An 18,401-nucleotide genomic window follows, 5' to 3' on the forward strand; every position below is an offset into this window, starting at 1 on the left:
GCCGGTGTCAGCCGGTTAGAGGTTGGCGATCACAGGTTGCCGCGCTTGTCCTGCTCCCGTTCGATCGCCTCGAAGAGGGCCTTGAAGTTGCCCTTGCCGAAGCCCATCGAGCCGTGCCGTTCGATGATCTCGAAGAAGACGGTCGGCCGGTCCTGGACCGGCTTGGTGAAGATCTGGAGGAGGTAGCCGTCCTCGTCGCGGTCGGCGAGGATCTTCAGCTCGCGGAGGGTGTCGACGGGGACGCGGGTGTCGCCGACCCATTCCCCCAGGGTGTCGTAGTACGAGTCGGGTGTGTCGAGGAACTGGACCCCGGCCGCCCGCATGGTCCGTACGGTCTCGACGATGTCGTTCGAGTTGAGGGCGATGTGCTGGACGCCCGCGCCGCCGTAGAACTCCAGGTACTCGTCGATCTGGGACTTCTTCTTGGCGATGGCGGGCTCGTTGATCGGGAACTTGACCTTCAGGGTCCCGTCGGCGACGACCTTCGACATCAGCGCGCTGTACTCGGTGGCGATGTCGTCGCCCACGAACTCCTTCATGTTCGTGAAGCCCATGACCTTGTTGTAGAAGCCGACCCATTCGTTCATGTGGCCGAGTTCGACGTTGCCCACGCAGTGGTCGATGGCCTGGAAGGTGCGCCGGGCGGGCGGCTCGACCAGCGGGGCGGAGGCCGCGTACCCCGGGAGGTACGGGCCGTCGTACCCGGTGCGGTCGACGAGGGTGTGGCGGGTCTGGCCGTACGTGGCGATGGCGGCGAGTACGACGGTGCCGTGCTCGTCCTTCAGCTCGTACGGCTCGGCCAGCGAGCGGGCGCCGTGGCCGACGGCGTACTCGTACGCGGCGCGGGCGTCCGGGACCTCGATGGCGAGGTCGACGACGCCGTCGCCGTGCTCGGCCACATGGCCGGCCAGGAAGTGGCCCCAGGGGGTGGCGGGCTTGACGACCGAGGTGAACACGAACCGGGCGGAGCCGTTCTCCAGGACGTACGACGCCGTCTCGCGGCTGCCCGTCTCCGGTCCGGAGTAGGCGACGAGCCGCATGCCGAAGGCCGTGGAGTAGTAGTGCGCGGCCTGTTTGGCGTTGCCCACGGCGAAGACGACCGCGTCCATTCCCTTGACCGGGAAGGGGTCTGCCTGCCGGGCGGTGTCGGGAGTGTGGTGTGTGGTCTGCGTCATGGCTGAAGCGTCGCTCCGGGCTGGCAAGATGCGCAACAGTTTGCGCTGTGGCTGGACATTCTGCTCAGCTGTAGACCCGTACAGGCAGGCCTTCTGTACACGATGACCATCCCATCTGAGGGGTTCCTGTGACGATCGACGAACTCGACGGGCGGATCATCGTGCTGCTCGCGCGGGAGCCGCGGATCGGTGTGCTGGAGATGTCCCGGCGGCTCGGAGTGGCGCGGGGGACGGCGCAGGCGCGGCTCGACCGGCTTCAGTCGAATGGCGTCATCCGGGGGTTCGGGCCGCAGGTGGACCCGGCGGCCCTCGGCTACCCGGTCACGGCCTTCGCGACGCTCCAGATCCGGCAGGGGCAAGGGCGGGACGTACGGGCCCACTTGGCGTCCGTGCCGGAGGTGCTGGAGCTGCACACGACCACCGGCAGCGGGGACATGCTGTGCCGGCTGGTGGCCCGCTCGAACGCCGATCTCCAGCGGGTGATCGACCGGGTCGTCGGTTTTGATGGCATCGACCGGGCCGCCACGGCGATCGTCATGGAGAACCCCGTTCCGCTGCGGATCATCCCGCTGGTGGAGCAGGCGGCCCTGGAGGACAGCGACTGAGGCGACCGAGCGACGGGAAGGTGCGGGCGGGTGAACTTCTGGGAGTACCTCGGAAACCGCCATCAACAGCTGCTCACGGACGCGTTCCAGCACGCCAGCGCCGTCTTCCAGTGCATGGTCGTGGCGACGGTGGTCGGGGTCACGCTCGGGGTCGTCACCTACCGCAGCGACTGGGCGGGCAGCCTCGCGACCACGGCGACGTCGACGATCCTGACGATCCCGTCGCTCGCGATGATCGGCCTGCTGATCCCGATCGTGGGCCTGGGTGTGCCCCCGACGGTCATCGCCCTCACCCTCTACGGCCTCCTCCCGATCGTGCGCAACGCGATCGTGGGCCTGCGCGGGGTCGACCCGTCACTCGTCGACGCGGCGAGGGGCATCGGGATGTCCCGGGTGGCGCAGCTGGCGCGGGTGGAGCTGCCGCTGGCCTGGCCGCCGATCCTGACCGGTATCCGGGTCTCGACGCAGATGCTGATGGGCATCGCGGCCATCGCCGCGTACGCGTCCGGGCCGGGTCTCGGCAACGAGATCTTCCGGGGCATCGCCTCGCTGGGCAGCAAGAACGCCCTGAACCAGGTCCTCGCGGGCACGCTGGGGATCATCGTGCTCGCGCTGCTGTTCGACGCGGCGTATGTGCTCGTCGGGCGGCTCACGATTCCGAGGGGGATCCGTGTCTGAGACCAGTTCCCATGGGGCCACCATCGAGCTGGAGGGTCTGACCAAGCGCTATCCGGGGAGTCCCCGGCCCGCCGTGGACAACGTCTCGATGGAGATCAAGGCGGGCGAGACCGTCGTCTTCGTGGGCCCGTCCGGCTGCGGGAAGTCGACGACACTCAAGATGATCAACCGGCTGATCGAGCCGAGCGGCGGCCGGATCCGGATCGGCGGCGAGGACGTCACCGACATGGACCCGGTGAAACTGCGTCGCCGGATCGGGTACGCGATCCAGTCGTCCGGTCTCTTCCCGCACATGACGGTCGCCCAGAACATCGCGCTCGTCCCGAGGATGACGGGCTGGCCGGCGGGACGGATCAAGGCGCGGGTGGAGGAGATGCTCGACCTGGTCGGCCTGGACCCCGGCGAGTTCCACGACCGGTATCCGCGTCAGCTGTCCGGCGGCCAGCAGCAACGGGTGGGCGTGGCAAGGGCGTTGGCGGCCGATCCGCCGGTCCTGCTGATGGACGAGCCGTTCGGCGCCGTCGACCCGATCACCCGGGACCACCTCCAGGACGAGCTGATCCGGCTCCAGCACGAGCTGCACAAAACGATCGTCTTCGTGACGCACGACTTCGACGAGGCGATCAAGCTGGGCGACCGGATCGCGGTCCTGCGCGAGCGCTCGCACATCGCCCAGTTCGACACCCCGGAGGCGATCCTCACCAACCCGGCGGACGACTTCGTGTCCGGTTTCGTGGGCGCGGGGGCGGCCCTGAAACGGCTCAACCTCACCCGCGTACGAAATGTCGAGATCACCGATTACCCGACGGTGGCCGTCGACGACCCGCTCCAGGACATCTTCAACAAGCTCCGGTCCAGCGGTACGAACGAGATCCTGCTGCTCGACAAGCGGCGCCGCCCGTACAAGTGGCTACGGCGGGGCGACCTGATGCGGGCCAGGGGTTCACTGGCGCGCGCCGGGACGCTGGTCTCCGACACGGTCACCCGGGACGCGACCCTGCGGGACGCGCTGGAGGCGGTGCTGACGGACAACGCGGGGCGGGTCGCGGTGACCGGGCGGCGGGGCGAGTACGAGGGCGTCGTCGACATGGAGACGCTGATGAACTCCGTGCACGAACTCCTGGACGCCGACCGGCTGGAGGCGGTGGAGGCGCAGCACGACCTGGAGTCGGCGCGGACGGACCTGACCCATGCCGAGCAGGAAGGGGACGGGGAACGGGGAGGGGTGAAGGCGTGACCACTCCGACGGTGAACCCGGAGACGGAGGAAGAAGGAGAGGGAGGGGGAGGGAGAAGGGGAGGGGGAGAGGAGGCGGTGGCGGGACCGGGTCTCGGTGGGACCCCGGCAGCCACTCCTCCATCCGTCAAGTCCCGCACGGCCAGGCTGAGTTGGCAGCGGCTGACGATCCTGCCCGGGATCCTGGTCCTCGTGCTGCTCGCGACCTGGCTGTGGTTCCGGCAGGCCGACCTGGACGCGATCTCCGAGAACGCGCTGTCCAACGGGCAGGTGTCGAAGGCCCTTTGGCAGCACATCGAACTGACGGCGATCTCCACGTTCTTCGTGCTGGTCATCGCGATCCCGCTGGGCATCCTGCTGACTCGGCGGGCGTTCCGGCGGGCGACCCCGGTGGTGATGACGGTCGCCAACATGGGTCAGGCGACCCCGGCGATCGGCCTGTTGGCGCTGCTGGTGATCTGGCTGGGCATCGGCCGGAGGTCGGCGCTGATCGGCATCGTGGCGTACGCGGTGCTGCCGGTCCTGTCGAACACCATCGCCGGCCTGAAGGCCAACGACCCGACGCTTCTGGAGGCGGCTCGGGGCATCGGCATGTCGTCGCCGTGGGTGCTGGCCCGGGTCGAACTCCCGCTGGCGGTACCGCTGATCCTCGCGGGTGTGCGGACGGCGCTCGTCCTGAACGTGGGCACGGCGACGCTGGCCGCGTTCGGCGGGGGCGGTGGGCTGGGGGTGCTGATCACGACCGGGATCACCAACCAGCGGATGCCGGTGCTGATGCTGGGCTCGATCCTGACCGTCGTACTGGCCCTGCTGGTGGACTGGCTGGCCTCACTGGCCGAACTGCTGCTGCGGCCACGGGGGTTGGAGGCGGAGACGTGAGGCGGAGGCGGGCCGTGCTGGCCGGTGCCGGATGTGTGCTCCTCGCGGCTCTGGTGCCCGGCTGCGGTCTGACCAGTGGCTCTCCGATGGTCGACGACGTCGAACCGGGCTCGATCGGCAAGGGGAAACCGCTGAAGGGCGCCCAACTGACGGTGACGTCCAAGTCGTTCACCGAGAACCTGATCCTCGGCGCGATGATGGGCATCGCCTTCGAGGCGGCGGGCGCGGACGTGCTCGACCGTACGGGCATCCAGGGTTCGTTCGGGGCGCGCGAGGCGGTGAAGAAGGGCGACGCGGACGGCATGTACGAGTACACGGGCACCGCGTGGATCACGTACCAGGGCAACAGCGAACCCATCGCCGACCCGCACGAGCAGTGGAAGGCGGTACGGGACGCCGACCTGAAGAACGGCCTGACGTGGCTGTCCCCGTCGGCCCTGAACAACACGTACGCCCTGGCCCTGAACCAGGCGAACTTCCGCGAGTACGGCACGAAGACGCTGTCGGCGGTGGCGGAACTGGCGGCGACCCGCCCGAAGGTGGTCACGCTGTGCGTGGAGGGCGAGTTCGCCAACCGCGCGGACGGACTGCCGGGCATGGAGAAGGCGTACGGCATGAGTCTGCCCGCCGGGAACATCACGCAGATGGACACCGGGATCATCTACACGCAGGCGGCGAAGGGCAGTTGTGTGTACGGGGAGGTCTTCACGACGGACGGCCGCATCAAGTCGATGAACCTCGCGGTGATGGCGGACGACCGGAAGTTCTTCCCCAACTACAACGCGGCCCCCGAGATCAACTCGAAGACCCTGAAGAAGTGGCCGGCGATCACGAAGATCCTCGACCCGGTGACGGCGAAACTGACGAACGCGGTGGCCCAGGAGCTGAACGCCAAGGTGGATGTGGAGGGGGAGGATCCGCATCAGGTGGCGTTGGACTGGATGCGGGCGGAGGGGTTCGTGAAGTAGCCAACTCGCCTACGACCAGGGGCTTTTCCTTACAAAGGAGTAGTTGCAAAGAAATCCTTGCAAGGGCTTCTTTGCAACGCTATCTTTGTACGCATGCCGGAGCAGCCCGAAGAACTGACCCCCCACGTGCTCAACGCCCGCTCGTTGCGTGGCATCGCCCATCCACTGCGGATGCAGCTGCTGATCGCACTGCGGCGCGGCGGGCCCGCCACCGCCTCCCAACTGGCCGCGAAACTGGGCGAGTCGAGCGGCGCGACCAGCTACCACCTGCGCCAGCTCGCCGCGCACGGCTTCGTCGAGGACGCGCCCGAGCATGGCAAGGGGCGGGAGCGGTGGTGGAAGTCGGTCCACGACGGCGTGGAGTTCGACGACGCCCTGCTCAAGGACCCCGACCCCGCTGTCCGCGGTGCCGCCGGTCTGTTCATCCACGAGGTCGCGAACATCCACGCCCGCGAGGTCTCGACCTGGCTCGGCAATCCGAACGAGTGGTCCGACGAGTGGAATCGCTCATCGGACCTGAGCGACATGACGCTACGGCTGACACCCGAGCGCGCCCTGGAACTGATCCACCGCATGCACGAACTCGTCGACAGCTACCGCGCCCAGGCCCCGGCCGAGGGCACCCCGGATGCCGAGACGGTACGCGTCCACACGCACGTCTTCCCGATCCACGTGACCTGAGAGGCCACCGCCCGATGAACCCCGAGCCCTACCTCGCCCTCCACCACCTCCGCGCCGCCGACCTCCGAGCCGAGGCCGACGCCCACCGGCTCGCCACCACGGCCAAGCGCCCTCAGCGGGACCTGCGCACGAGGGTCGGCTGGACCCTCGTAGAGGTGGGCCTGCGCCTGGCGTCAGCACCGCCGAAGCCGCAACTCGCGTAAGCAGGCGCGCCCCAGTTCGGCAGCACCCCGATGGGGCCGCAGGCCCCTTCAGGGGCGCGGGGAACTGCGCGACCAGCCACGACGGCGCAGCGGCAAACCACCAACCCCTCGCCGCACCCCCGACGGGGCCGCAGGCCCCCAGGGGCGCGGGGAACTGCGCGACCAGCCCCCACCGGCGACGCAGCAAACCGACAACCCCCCACGGCACCCTCACCCCACCCGAGGCCGCCCACTCGACTCCCGAACCACCAACGGCGGATCCACCTCATGCAGAACCCGCTCCGTAGACCCCGGGTTCGCAATCTCCTCCACCAGCAACCCAACCCCCTCCGTAGCCACCGCGTCGAAGTCCTGCGCCACAGTCGTCAGCGCGGGCCGCTGGAAGCGGGCAGCCGGAATGTCGTCCATCCCCACGACACTCACGTCGTCCGGAACCCCCCGCCCCCGCTCGTGCAACGCCCTGACCAGGCCGATCGCCATGTCGTCGTTCGCGACGAACACGGCGGTCATCGCCGAGTCGTCCGCCAGCCGCAACCCCGCCTCGTACCCGCTCGCACAGGACCAGTCCCCCTCGACGGGCTCGGTCACGGGAAGGCCGGCCTCGGTCAGCGCCGAGCGCCAGCCGTCCGCGCGGTCACGGGAGGCCCACCACTGGCCCGGCCCCGAGACATGCCGGATCTCGGTGTGCCCCAGGTCGACGAGGTGCCGGGTCGCCACGTACCCACTGCGGTCCGACTTCTCCGCCGAGCGGATGCGCCGCGCCGCGACCAGCCCCGGAAACCGGCCGATGGTGAGGATCGGCACATCCAGCCAGACCTTGACCGGGCTGCCCTCGTCGATCGCCTCCGACAGCACGATGCCGTCGACGCCCTGTTCGAGGAGGCTGTCGATGGCCTCGGCGGTGCCGTGTTCGTCGTCCTCGGTGGTGTGGGCGACGCTGACCGAGTAGCCGAGCCGGCGCGCCGAGCGCTCTATGGCGACGAGCATGGTCGTGGGGCCGTAGAGGCGGGCGCCCAGGGAAATGACCCCCAGCCTCCGACTGCGCCCCGAAGTGAGGCTGCGCGCCGCGCCGTTGGGGCGGTACCCGAGCTGCTGGGCCGCCCGCAGGACACGCGCGCGCAGCTCCTCACGGACGTACGGCTCGTTGTTCATCACACGCGAGACCGTCTTCTGGGAGACACCGGCGAGCCGCGCGACGTCGGAACTCGTCGCCGCGGGCCGTGAGACGCCGCCGCCTCGAGCGTCACGACCCTGAGCACCCGTACCGGCCACCGAAGCCACTCCCTCACCAGACTGCGCTGTCAGAAAACCGCCGGTATCAGTGTGCGGGCCAGCCGTGCAGATCGTCAATCGGCCACCGCAATCCCCGGCAATCCCCGGTAATCCTGAGGAAACAGCGGCGTCACAAGTATTGACGCCAGCCGGATCGGAGCCACAGACTCCGGCCTGACTACGCAGTCACAAATGGACTCGGTACAGAGCGACCGGAGGGGTCATGCGGAGAACGCAGAGTAGACGAAAGTCGGCAAAGGCGCTGGGGAGTCTCGTCGCGGCGGCCGCGCTGCTGGCGGTGCCCATGGCCAGTGCGCAGGCCTACAACCCGACGGGCGGGATCCTCTACCAGCTCGGGAACGAGCCGTGTCTGAAGGGCCGGGGCAACTGCGCGATCTACCCGAAGTCGGCGCAGCTGCCGAGCGGGCGGCTGGTCGCGGCGTTCGAGAAGGCCACCGTCGTGACGGCGACCGGCAGCGCGGACCGGGAGACCCTGCCGGTCTACAAGAGCGACGACAACGGAACGTCGTGGCAGCCCCTGTCGGAGGTCAAGGCACCGGCGTACCTCTCCAGTGATCCCCAGTACGCCAAGTACAAGAGCAACTGGACGAACCCCTACCTGTACGCGCTCCCCCAGGACGTAGGCGACCTCAAGGCGGGCACGCTGCTCCTCGCGAGTGTCGTGTCGGGCGACGACTACTACTACAAGGAGCACAAGGCGGCCGACCCGAACTGGACGCCGTCCAACGACGGGGACCGCAGCGACATCGCGATCGCCCTGTACTCCAGCGTGGACGAAGGGGTGACCTGGAAGGTCGAGAACGTCGTCGCGACGGGCGGCTGGCAGGGCGGCAGCGCGGGCGCGGTCGGGACGAACATCGCCGCCGCGAACACAAACCGGCAGGTGGACCCCCTCTGGGAGCCGTACCTGATGGTCTACAAGGGCAAGCTCGTCTGCTACTACTCCGACGAGAACGACTACACCGGCTTCAACGCGACCACCGGCGTCCCGACGCTGGACCCCGCGAACGCCACGGCCACGGACTCGCACGGACAGATCCTCGCCCACAGGACGTGGAACGGCCGCGCTGCGACGCCGTGGAGCGCTACCGTCGTCGACGTCGCGGGACTGACCGACAACATGGGCGGCGGCAAGACGGAGATCGGCGGCGGGCGGCCGGGCATGGCGAACGTCGTGCGGACGACGGACGGCAAGTGGATGCTCCCGTTCGAGTACTGGGGCGGCGGAGCCAACACCAGGTACGTGATCGCCGACAACCCGCTGGAGTTCTACAAGGGCTCCGCCACCGGCACGGACGTCGCCTCTCTGCCGGTCGACACAGGATCCCGCCCGCTCACGAGGAACGGCAGCCCGGTCGTCATCCAGCTTCCTGGTGGACGCCTGGTCTACAACGCGGCCGGCAGCGGCAGCGTCTGGGTCAACGAGAGCGGGCGCAGCGACGGCCGCTGGAAGGAGTACCAGACGACATCACCGGGTGCCTACAGCCGCAACCTGCAGTACGTGGAGGGCACCGGCCGCGTCGCGATCCTCAACAACCAGGGCACCTCGACACTGGCGTTCGCGGAGGTCGACCTGGGGCAGTCGGCGGGCGCCTACTACCAGTTGGTCAACCGGAAGACCGACCAGGTGATCGGCACGGGCAACCACACGAACGACGCGAACCTCGGCAACGCGGACGTGCCTGACGTGGCACTGGAGGCACCGGGTTCGGCGGCCAACCCGGACACCCAGTACTGGCACGTGGTGACCGAACCGAACGGCGGTACGACTCTCCTGAACAAGTCCGGCGGCCGCGCGGCAGCGATCTGGACCGGCAACGCGACGGTCGGCCAGCGGATCGGCCAGTGGGTCGACAACAGCGCGACGGGCAGCTGGAACCTGATCAAGACGGACGACGGCTTCTACAAACTGCAGTCGGTGAAGAACACGAACCTGTACCTGACGGGCGCGACCGCCGGAACCCCGTTGACGCTACAGAACGCGACGACGGACGGCTCGCAGGACTGGGAGCTGGTGAGGTAGAGCCCGGGGGCGGGGGCTGTCCAAACGGTTCGGCCCAATGGGGGCTGCGGTGATCCCCTTAGGGGCGCGGGGAACTGCGCGACAAGCCCCCACCGGCCGCCAGCCGAAGAACCACGCACCCAACGGAGCTAACAACTCGGCACAGCCCCCCGCCCCGTCTCCAACGCCACCAACGCCCCAACCGCCCCCTTGAGCGAAGTAACCGGAATCAACCGCAACCCCTTAGGAAGCTCCGACTCCGCATCCGAACACTCCGCCGCAGGCACCAGAAACACGGTCGCCCCATCCCGCCGAGCAGCCTGCGTCTTCAACGCGACACCCCCCACCGCGCCAACAGTCCCATCCACGTCGATGGTCCCCGTACCCGCGATGGACCGCCCCCCGGTCAGGTCACCCCCGCGCCCGTCACCGTCCAGCTTGTCCACGATCCCCAGCGAGAACAGCAACCCCGCACTGGGCCCACCGACATCGGAAAGCTTGAGCGAGACCTTGACCTTGCCGGAGTCCACGTCCAGATACTTCAGCGCCGCCTCGGCGGCCGCGTCCTGCGACTCCTTCATCTCGGCCGCGTTGTGCTCCTCGATCTCCTTGGTGCTGTCACCGCTCGGATAGACCGAGTCGCGCGGCATCACGGCCTGATCGGTGGAGAACCAGCCACCGAGTACGTCACCGAGGTTGACGTGGGTGTCGGGCCCGGTCGCCTCGATGGTCGTCATCCGCAGCTCACCGCGTGTCTCACGGGTCGTCGCGCCGGTGATGGTGATGACCGGGTCGCCCGCGTTGTCGCCGAGCACGTTCGCCGTCATCCCGGGCTGCGCCACGGCGAACGGCAACGGCGCGAACGCGGCCGTGGCGAGCAGGGCCACGACGGGCAGGGCACAGACGGCGACGGCCCGGGGGCGCGTGAGGCGAGAGAGCACGGGGTCAATCTAACGTGGGGCCGAGTTCAGGCCAGGGGCGGCTGCCCCGCCCTCCCGTACGCCGGTCAGCGCAGGGCCTCGGACACTTCCCGCGCCGCGTCCATGACCCGCGGCCCCACCCGCTCGGGCACCGCGTCGGCGAGCATGACGACCCCCACGCTCCCCTCGACCCCCGTCACCCCGATCAGCGGAGCCGCGGCCCCGCTCGCGCCGGCCTCCAGCTCGCCGTGCGTGAGGGTGTATCCGGGGTCGGTGGCGGGCTGCTGCCGGGCGGAGAGGATGGCCTTGCCGGCCGCGCCGCGCTCCAGGGGGTGGCGGAAACCGGCCCGGTACGCCACGTGGTAGTCGGTCCAGGTCGGCTCGACGACGGCGACGGCGAGCGCCTCCGTCCCGTCGACGAGGGTCAGGTGGGCGGTGGCGCCGATGTCCTCGGCCAGCGACCTGAGCGCGGGCAGCGCGGCCTCCCGTACGAGGGGATGCACCTGCCGCCCGAGCCGCAGCACACCCAGCCCCACCCTTGCCCGGCCGCCCAGGTCACGGCGTACGAGCGCGTGCTGTTCCAGGGTGGCGAGGAGCCGGTACACGACGGTCCGGTTGACGCCGAGCCGGGTCGACAGTTCGGTGACGGTCAGCCCGTGGTCGGTGTCCGCGAGCAGCTTGAGGACGCGCAGTCCCCGGTCGAGCGTCTGGGAGGTCTCCGCGGTCACGACGCCCACTCCTTCACGTGGTGAGGTCGGCAGCTCCCTGACGACGGGTGCGTCGCCGGTCCCGTGGGCGACGCGTGTCAGAGGCGGCCGATCGGCGCGGCCCGGGCTCTCCCGGACACGGTCGCTTCACGACTGCGCTCCGCGGCGGCGCTGCCACGGGGCGTGTGCGTGTCGGGGACATTAGCGAAGGCGGTTCGCTCAGCGGAAGGCTACGTCCAGAATCCGGTCACTCCGCGGTACGGACTACTGCGCTTCCTCCCGATATGCACAGCGTGTGTACGACCGCACACGCCCCCTCACCGGACGCGTCGGGCAGCGGTGAGGTGATCACCGCATCCGAGTGGCCCACTCCTGCACTTTGGCGATGCGCTGTCGCAACTGTCCCGCGGTGGCCTCCGCGCTCGGCGGCCCGCCGCACACCCGCCGCAGCTCGGTGTGGATCACCCCGTGCGGTTTGCCGCTCTGGTGGACGTACGCGCCGACCATGGTGTTGAGCTGCTTACGCAGTTCGAGCATCTCCTTGTGAGAAACCACAGGCCGCCGCTCGGCGGGCAACTCAAGAAGATCGGCCTCGTCGTCGGGCTTCTTACGGCTGTGCGCGATCTGCCGGGCCTGCCGCTTCTGGAGCAGCAGCTGCACCTGGTCGGGCTCCAGCAGCCCCGGGATCCCGAGGTAGTCCTGCTCCTCCTCGCTCCCCGGGTGCGCCTGCATCCCGAACTCGGCGCCGTCGTACAGCACCCGGTCGAAGACGGCGTCGGACTCCAGCGCCTCGAAGGAGAACTGCTCCTGCTCCCCGGTGTCCTCGTCCTCCTCCCGGTTCGCCTCCTCCATCTCCTTCTCGGATTCGGCGTACGGGTCCTCCTCGCCCTCCTTCTTGGGCTTGTCGAGGGCGTGGTCGCGCTCGACCTCCATCTCGTTGGCGAAGGTGAGGAGGTCGGGGACGGTCGGCAGGAAGACGGACGCGGTCTCACCGCGCCGCCGGGACCGTACGAAGCGTCCGACGGCCTGGGCGAAGAAGAGGGGCGTGGAGATGGTGGTGGCGTACACGCCGACGGCGAGCCGAGGCACGTCGACACCTTCCGACACCATCCGGACGGCAACCATCCAACGGGAGTCGTTGTGGGCGAACTCGTCGATACGGTCGGAGGCGCCGGAGTCGTCGGAGAGGACGACGGTGGCCTTGGTGCCCGTGATGTCGCGAATGAGCTTGGCGTAGGCGCGGGCGGACTCCTGGTCGGAGGCGATGACGAGGGCGCCCGCGTCCGGAATCCCCTTCCGCACCTCGGTCAGCCGCTTGTCGGCGGCGCGGAGCACGCTGGGCATCCACTCGCCACGCGGATCGAGGGCGGTACGCCAGGCCTGCGAGATGGCGTCCTTGGTCATCGGCTCGCCGAGCCGGGCGGCGATCTCGTCACCGGCCTTGGTCCGCCACCGCATCTGCCCGCTGTAGGAGAGGAAGATGACGGGCCGGACGACATGGTCGGCGAGCGCGTTGCCGTACCCGTAGGTGTAGTCGGCGGAGGACCGCCGAATCCCGTCGTTCCCTTCCTCGTACGTGACAAAGGGAATGGGATTGGTGTCGGACCGGAAGGGCGTACCGGTGAGCGCGAGCCGCCGGGTGGCGGGCTCGAAGGCTTCCAGGCAGGCCTCACCCCAGGACTTGGAGTCACCGGCGTGGTGGATCTCGTCGAGAATGACAAGGGTCTTCCGCTGCTCGCAGCGATTGCGGTGCAGCATGGGCCGCACGCCAACCCCCGCGTACGTCACGGCGACGCCCTGATACTCCTTGCTGAGCGGCCCGGCGCTGTACTCGGGATCGAGCTTGATCCCTATCCGCGCCGCCGCCTCGGCCCACTGCTTCTTCAGATGCTCGGTGGGCGCGACGACGGTCACCTGCTGCACGACATGGTGGTGCAGCAGCCAGGAGGCGAGCGTCAGCGCGAACGTCGTCTTGCCGGCGCCGGGTGTGGCGACGGCGAGAAAGTCACGCGGCTGCTCCTTGAGATACCTCTCCATCGCCCCCTGCTGCCAGGCACGCAGCTTGCTGGCGGTGCCCCAGGGGGCACGGCCGGGGAAGGCGGGCGAGAGGTGATGGTTCGAGGCGGTGGCGGTGGCAGCGCTGGCGGCGGTGGTAGTCACGGTCTCCGGGGTGGTGGGTCGGGCGGCTCTGCGACGGCTGTAGCCACGGCGACGGCTGAGGCTACGTATGACAACCGGGCCACCCTACCGGCGGCCCGGGGCTGTCAACGTGCGTACGACGCGGGGGTACCCGGGGATGGGACTCAGCTCACATCGACGGCTCGGCGAGGTCTCGCAGAGCGTCGGAGATGACGTTGACCTCATTCATGCCGCCGGAGGCCACCGCGATCAGGAGACGTGCGGCGGCGTCGATGTCCGGCCGCAGTTGTACGCCGTTCAGCGCCAGGAAGACGACACAGGACGTCCACGCCGTGCGCCTGTTTCCGATATCGAAGGGGCGGTCGACCACGAGCGACTGCAGGAACGCCGCCGCCTTGTCGAACAGGCCGGTGTACGCCTCCCGCCCGAGCGGTGAGGCCGAGGGCCGATGCGCGGCCGCCGCCACCAGACCCACGTCACGCACAACGAAGCGCTGATCCTCTACTGCGAAGCCGGCGATGCCCAGAACATCCTCACCCGACAGATAGACGTACGTCACTTGAGCCGCTCCAGCAGCTCAGCCCACTTGACGGTCTGTTCCTTGGCGGCCTTACGGACCAGCGCTTCGTGAGCCGTCCTAGCCAGGTAGTCGTCCACGGCCCGCAGGACAATGGCGTGCATACTCACGCTCTCTTCCTCGGCACGCAGCTTCAGAGCTTCCGTCTGATCGTCACGGAGACGCAGGTTCATAGCCACGACAGAACGGTACCGCCCAATAGGGTCAAACTAGTACCACTCAGGCGGGGGTTACCCGCACCCGCGTAGTCACCCAAGCCCCCACCAACGCCACCCCCGCCATCGGCAGAAACACGACGGCGAAGGCGCCCGGATGGGAGCCACCGGCCGCTGCACTGGAGGCATGAGCCACCGTCCCCCCACCCAGCGCGGCGAAAGCCGCACCCCCACCCGCCAGCAGCAGCACGTTGGACAGCCCGTCGGAGATCTGCAGGGAGGCGGAGTTGGCGCCGGCCTCCTCGGGCGCGGAGAGGTGAAGCAGCAACACACTGGTGCTGGCGATGACCAGCCCCATCCCGAAGCACCCGAACGCCCACACCACCGCAAGGGTCCACACGGGCACGGCGTCGATCAGCACAGCGGGCGCCCCGGCGATGGACGCGGCGACGAGAACCATCCCAAACGTCATCAGCCGCTCCCGATACGGCTCCATCCGCGCCCGAGCCTGCACGGACGACCCCAACGCCCACGTAACACCCCCCGCGGCGAGCGAGAACCCGGCCAACGTCGGCGACAGCCCCCGCTGGGTGACGAGCATCAACGGGATGAAGGACTCGGCGGCGATGAAGGACCCCGCGGCGACTCCACGCAACAACACAACGGACGGCAATCCGCGAGCGGCCCGATAGGTCCCCCGGGGAAGCAGCCCAAGGACGGCAGGCACGAGCAACGAGACACCCAACAACCCCGGGACGACGGAGAACCACCGCAAATCCTGAGCGGCGTACTGGATCAGCCCGGCGCCGAGCGAAATCCCGCAGGCAAGCCGGATACGACGCCGATCCCCCTGCTCGTCCCGCTCACGCTCCTTCACAGCCCCACCGGCGAGCCGCCGTATCTGAGGCAGCGCAAGGGCAAGCGGAAAGACAACAAGTACGGGAATCCCGACAAAGACCCACCGCCACCCGAGCTGCTCGGTGACGGCCCCGGCGGCAAGGGGCCCAACCACTGACGGCACAACCCAGCTAGCAGCAAAGGCAGCCATGATGGAGGCCCGCAACCGCTCCGGATAGGCCCGCCCGACAACCACATACAGGGAAACAATCACGAGCCCGCCCCCGAGCCCCTGCACGGCCCGCCCGGCGATGAACAGCCACATGACGCCGGCGGTCCCGGACAACAACAACCCGGCGGCAAAGGCGGCGATGCCCGTGGTGAGCGCCCCCAGCGGCCCCTTCCGATCCGACCACTGCCCGGCAAGCACCATCCCGAACAGACTGGTCGTGAAGTACCCGGAGAAGGCGAACGCGTACAGCGACACCCCGTCCAGCTCCCGCGCGGCAACGGGCATGGCGGTCCCCACGGCAGTCGCCTCAAAGGCGATGAGCAGCACGACGGAGACGATCCCCACACTGAGCGCCCGATAGGAACGCCCGAGCACCCCCTCACCAGATACGGCAGCCAAGGGAGTATCCGCGTCGACGCTGTCGGTGGCGACGCCGGTGTCGCCCGATTCCAGTGAGGTCATGCAGGCCAGCGTAAGGGCCAACACCGACCTTGACCCCTGTCGGAGGTAGGGCCCGACCCGGGACCTTGGTCGTACGCCCACGGACACCGCCCCCGATTCATGAACGGCGTATGGCAGTCCCATTGCAGCCCGCCCGGCTCCCTTGCCCCTCCCCGCACCCCACCCCTACGGTCAAGTAACGAAGTTCGGAACGGACGGGGGACGCAGACACACTGCACCCCCACCCCGCTCCCAACCCGGCCGTGTGCCCGAGTGGTTTAGGGACTCGCCTGCAAAGCGAGTTACGTGGGTTCGATTCCCGCCACGGCCTCAGACAGCCCGACCAGGCAGGACGGGAGGGCGGCACCCCATATGGGGTGCCGCCCTCCCGTTCCTTTGCCTCAGTTCCCGTCTCATTTGGGCCGGCAGTGGGCCGATACCCTAGAAGCCTGGCCCAGTAAGCCCGCCTGCCTGTGAACGGCCGCGAGGGGACATGGCATCCCCCCACCTCCCCTCGCAGTGCACATGCAAGACAGCAAGTTGCCCGGACGGCTCAATGACACGACAGCCTGAGCACGCCAGATCTTGTTCGGTACGACGCCTGCACGCTCACTCCAGGCCCGTTACGCCTGTATCGCACCAGTAGCCTGAAACGCCGCCCGAGCTAGGCTCAGTTCCTAAGCTTAAACATGCTCTTCACGACGTCGGAGAGTTTTCGGCGCGCGGGTTTGCGCTCACGCAACAATCGGTCCATCTCTTCCCGCAGCCATGCCTTAGCTTGATCCTTACGGGTGACATCCACACGCGCGAAGTACGCTGAGGTGTCTTCCAAGATCTCGTCGATCTTGGGATCCCGAGACGGCACGCGGGTGATCTTGGGACTTTCCATTTTAGCCCCTACTTGGCTCGACAATGCGCCCCCCCTGTAGAGTTACCTCAAACCGTCGATTCCTAAACGAAGCCTAGATGCCTGCGTAACGGCCGCTAATCCAAGCGCACCTTCGCGCCCCCTCAATGCTTCCACGCGCCCCCTGCAGATGGCGTATCACATCAATCGCAAACCTAGGCGCCTGTATGCTCTGCCTTCATGTCGGCATTCCAAATTATACGCCGCTGGGGCGTTGCCACCGGGATTACCACTAGTTGCTCAGCATTGGCCTACGCCGCGGCGTTTTTCGCCGAAGATGCACCAACTTTTGTCCGTGTCCTGATCGGGATCTGTGGCGCTATCCTGATAGCCGTGAGTGTCTTCATTCCAGCACGCGAGGTTTCGCGTCAGCAGATCGCACGAAGGACTGCTGAAGATCTCTGCGAGGCCGCCGTGGCCGAAGAGCGGACGGTTCTTGAAGATCTCTTGGCGCCAGCCGTTAGCCTGCTCGGGGCGGTAATAAGTGCTCCCAATGCAACCACTCGGAGCACATATCAGCAACAGATGAAGCAGCTGGTGGTTGATCTGGCCGCAGAGAAGATAGGCCCGCCGCGCACTCGCGCATGTCTACTTGAACTTCTTCCAGGCCCGCCGCGAACAGTGAAGTGCAACAGCGTCTGGAAGGGAAGAAATTCTAAACTTGATCTAACATTTCAAGAAGGCTTGAATGATGGCAGTGACTCAATTATCGCGGTAGCGGAACAAAAGGGTACCGTTTACATCCGAGACGTAGACGATCCCGGTGTCTGCTTCCCGGCAGGAGCCGATTTTAAGACCTTTATGGCGGCCACTGTGTGGGGCGGGACGAAAAGCTACGGCTGCTTGTCCATAGATGCCGAAGAGGCTGGAGCACTCAGCGCAACGGAACAAGTACTCCTAAGAATCCTGGCCGAGATCCTCGGCGCTGCTCTCTCGCGCTGATTTCGCTAGGAACAACGCATTACAGGGGGCACCCACAACAGGAGTGCCCCCACCACCACACACACTTCGGCCAACTCAAACAGCCTGGACACCCGCGCCAGCCTCGCCGCCATCATCCGGCTGGCGCCTCTCGGGCATCCAAATCAGACCGTCAACCTGCTGCGCGATGTCCGTCCGTACTGCGTCCACCATGTGCTGGTAACAGGCGGTCATGACAGTTGTCGACCACCCCATGAGTCCCATGACGGCTCGCTCGGGATACCCAGGATCAGTAGGACCGTGGCAGCCGTGCGTCGCGCAAACGCCCGTCCCGGACCTTCGCCGCTGCCAGAAGAGCCTTCCACTCGGACCAGTCCCTGCGGTGAGACGGACTACGGCCGTACTCATCCGGGAAGACCAGGCCGTTGTCCTCCCAGCGCTTGCCAGCGCCCGTTCGCTCCACCTCCTACGCCTTGAGATGCGCACGGAGTAGGTCAGCGAGCTGATCGGGGAGACCGACCGCGCGACGGCCGGCGCGCGACTTGGTGGTGGACAACTCAGGGTTGGTTCGCCGCTTCTGGGGACAGCACCCAGCGGCCTTGCGTCCGCAGGGATCCGTGCATCCGTGGACGTACTGCGGGCGCCGGCGACTACGGCGGACATCGAGAAACCCACCCTCAAGGTCCACGTCGTCCCATGTCAGCCCAAGTACCTCCCCTTGACGCAGTCCGAGGGCGAGCGCGACAGCCCAGCGAGCGGAGTTAAGGATGGAGATTTGCCAAAATATGCACCATTTGCTCACGATGAGGAGCTGGCCCGCGAAATTCCTTTGGTGCGCTTCACGG

At 67.8% G+C, this 18,401-nt stretch carries 18 protein-coding genes, 1 tRNA gene and 1 pseudogene; 10 read left to right on the forward strand and 10 right to left on the reverse strand.

Annotated features, from left to right (window positions below; genetic code table 11):
• Window positions 1-29: 29 nt before the first annotated feature.
• Window positions 30-1,175, reverse strand: coding sequence for a 4-hydroxyphenylpyruvate dioxygenase (gene hppD / locus ACFYXF_RS42905; RefSeq protein ID WP_389358095.1), 1,146 nt, complete (start codon window positions 1,173-1,175; stop codon window positions 30-32).
• A gap of 128 nt (window positions 1,176-1,303) precedes the next feature.
• On the opposite strand from hppD, the gene ACFYXF_RS42910 reads away from it, so the two are divergent.
• The 7 genes from ACFYXF_RS42910 to ACFYXF_RS42940 all read left to right on the forward strand — a co-directional run bounded on the left by ACFYXF_RS42910 (window position 1,304) and on the right by ACFYXF_RS42940 (window position 6,425).
• A complete protein-coding gene (locus ACFYXF_RS42910) occupies window positions 1,304-1,780 on the forward strand; it encodes an Lrp/AsnC family transcriptional regulator (protein ID WP_389358097.1) in 477 nt (158 codons plus the stop codon).
• Between the two features lie 30 nt (window positions 1,781-1,810).
• The gene (locus ACFYXF_RS42915) at window positions 1,811-2,458 is read left to right on the forward strand and encodes an ABC transporter permease (protein WP_389358099.1); all 648 of its coding nucleotides are present in this window, start codon (window positions 1,811-1,813) and stop codon (window positions 2,456-2,458) included.
• A complete protein-coding gene (locus tag ACFYXF_RS42920; RefSeq protein WP_389358101.1) occupies window positions 2,451-3,695 on the forward strand; it encodes a betaine/proline/choline family ABC transporter ATP-binding protein in 1,245 nt (414 codons plus the stop codon). Before ACFYXF_RS42915 ends, ACFYXF_RS42920 begins: the two co-directional genes overlap by 8 nt.
• The gene (locus ACFYXF_RS42925) at window positions 3,692-4,573 is read left to right on the forward strand and encodes an ABC transporter permease (RefSeq protein WP_389358103.1); all 882 of its coding nucleotides are present in this window, start codon (window positions 3,692-3,694) and stop codon (window positions 4,571-4,573) included. Before ACFYXF_RS42920 ends, ACFYXF_RS42925 begins: the two co-directional genes overlap by 4 nt.
• Window positions 4,570-5,541, forward strand: a complete 972-nt coding sequence (locus tag ACFYXF_RS42930) for a glycine betaine ABC transporter substrate-binding protein (protein WP_389358105.1) — start codon at window positions 4,570-4,572, stop codon at window positions 5,539-5,541. The genes ACFYXF_RS42925 and ACFYXF_RS42930 overlap by 4 nt, the downstream gene beginning before the upstream one ends.
• 93 nt (window positions 5,542-5,634) lie before the next feature.
• Window positions 5,635-6,222, forward strand: a complete 588-nt coding sequence (locus ACFYXF_RS42935; RefSeq protein ID WP_389358107.1) for an ArsR/SmtB family transcription factor — start codon at window positions 5,635-5,637, stop codon at window positions 6,220-6,222.
• Between the two features lie 14 nt (window positions 6,223-6,236).
• The gene (locus tag ACFYXF_RS42940; RefSeq protein ID WP_389358109.1) at window positions 6,237-6,425 is read left to right on the forward strand and encodes a hypothetical protein; all 189 of its coding nucleotides are present in this window, start codon (window positions 6,237-6,239) and stop codon (window positions 6,423-6,425) included.
• Between the two features lie 210 nt (window positions 6,426-6,635).
• Here ACFYXF_RS42940 and ACFYXF_RS42945 read toward each other — a convergent pair whose 3' ends face one another.
• Window positions 6,636-7,697: a LacI family DNA-binding transcriptional regulator gene (locus ACFYXF_RS42945; RefSeq protein WP_389358111.1), complete on the reverse strand. Its 1,062-nt coding sequence runs from the start codon at window positions 7,695-7,697 to the stop codon at window positions 6,636-6,638.
• Window positions 7,698-7,920: 223 nt separating this feature from the next.
• Here ACFYXF_RS42945 and ACFYXF_RS42950 point away from each other — a divergent pair, with 223 nt between their 5' ends.
• Entirely contained in the window at window positions 7,921-9,741 is a 1,821-nt protein-coding gene (locus ACFYXF_RS42950) for an RICIN domain-containing protein (RefSeq protein WP_389358113.1), read from the forward strand.
• Window positions 9,742-9,869: 128 nt separating this feature from the next.
• On the opposite strand, the gene ACFYXF_RS42955 is transcribed toward ACFYXF_RS42950, so the two are convergent.
• The 6 genes from ACFYXF_RS42955 to ACFYXF_RS42980 form a co-directional block, all read right to left on the reverse strand.
• A complete protein-coding gene (locus ACFYXF_RS42955) occupies window positions 9,870-10,661 on the reverse strand; it encodes a S16 family serine protease (RefSeq protein WP_389358115.1) in 792 nt (263 codons plus the stop codon).
• A 65-nt stretch (window positions 10,662-10,726) separates the two neighbouring features.
• A complete protein-coding gene (locus tag ACFYXF_RS42960) occupies window positions 10,727-11,368 on the reverse strand; it encodes an IclR family transcriptional regulator (RefSeq protein ID WP_105974336.1) in 642 nt (213 codons plus the stop codon).
• A 327-nt stretch (window positions 11,369-11,695) separates the two neighbouring features.
• Window positions 11,696-13,507: a DEAD/DEAH box helicase gene (locus tag ACFYXF_RS42965; protein ID WP_389358117.1), complete on the reverse strand. Its 1,812-nt coding sequence runs from the start codon at window positions 13,505-13,507 to the stop codon at window positions 11,696-11,698.
• Window positions 13,508-13,655: 148 nt separating this feature from the next.
• Complete coding sequence (locus ACFYXF_RS42970) at window positions 13,656-14,045, reverse strand: type II toxin-antitoxin system death-on-curing family toxin (RefSeq protein ID WP_389358119.1); 390 nt, start codon at window positions 14,043-14,045, stop codon at window positions 13,656-13,658.
• Window positions 14,042-14,242 carry a CopG family transcriptional regulator gene (locus tag ACFYXF_RS42975; RefSeq protein WP_389358121.1) on the reverse strand — a complete coding sequence of 67 codons (201 nt, stop codon included), beginning with the start codon at window positions 14,240-14,242 and terminating at the stop codon, window positions 14,042-14,044. Before ACFYXF_RS42975 ends, ACFYXF_RS42970 begins: the two co-directional genes overlap by 4 nt.
• Window positions 14,243-14,282: 40 nt before the next feature.
• Window positions 14,283-15,749 carry an MFS transporter gene (locus ACFYXF_RS42980; protein WP_389358123.1) on the reverse strand — a complete coding sequence of 489 codons (1,467 nt, stop codon included), beginning with the start codon at window positions 15,747-15,749 and terminating at the stop codon, window positions 14,283-14,285.
• A 238-nt stretch (window positions 15,750-15,987) separates the two neighbouring features.
• Here ACFYXF_RS42980 and ACFYXF_RS42985 point away from each other — a divergent pair.
• A tRNA-Cys gene (locus ACFYXF_RS42985) sits at window positions 15,988-16,059 on the forward strand.
• A 339-nt stretch (window positions 16,060-16,398) separates the two neighbouring features.
• Here ACFYXF_RS42985 and ACFYXF_RS42990 read toward each other — a convergent pair.
• Window positions 16,399-16,617, reverse strand: a complete 219-nt coding sequence (locus tag ACFYXF_RS42990) for a hypothetical protein (protein ID WP_389358125.1) — start codon at window positions 16,615-16,617, stop codon at window positions 16,399-16,401.
• Window positions 16,618-16,815: 198 nt separating this feature from the next.
• Here ACFYXF_RS42990 and ACFYXF_RS42995 point away from each other — a divergent pair, with 198 nt between their 5' ends.
• Window positions 16,816-17,577, forward strand: a complete 762-nt coding sequence (locus ACFYXF_RS42995) for a GAF domain-containing protein (protein ID WP_389358127.1) — start codon at window positions 16,816-16,818, stop codon at window positions 17,575-17,577.
• A 75-nt stretch (window positions 17,578-17,652) separates the two neighbouring features.
• On the opposite strand, the pseudogene ACFYXF_RS43000 reads toward ACFYXF_RS42995, so the two are convergent.
• Window positions 17,653-18,319: pseudogene (locus ACFYXF_RS43000) on the reverse strand (tyrosine-type recombinase/integrase); the annotation flags it as partial.
• Window positions 18,320-18,401: the final 82 nt, after the last annotated feature.

The sequence above is a fragment of the Streptomyces sp. NPDC002680 genome, from assembly GCF_042889145.1.
GTDB classification, from domain to species: Bacteria; Actinomycetota; Actinomycetes; order Streptomycetales; family Streptomycetaceae; genus Streptomyces; species Streptomyces adonidis.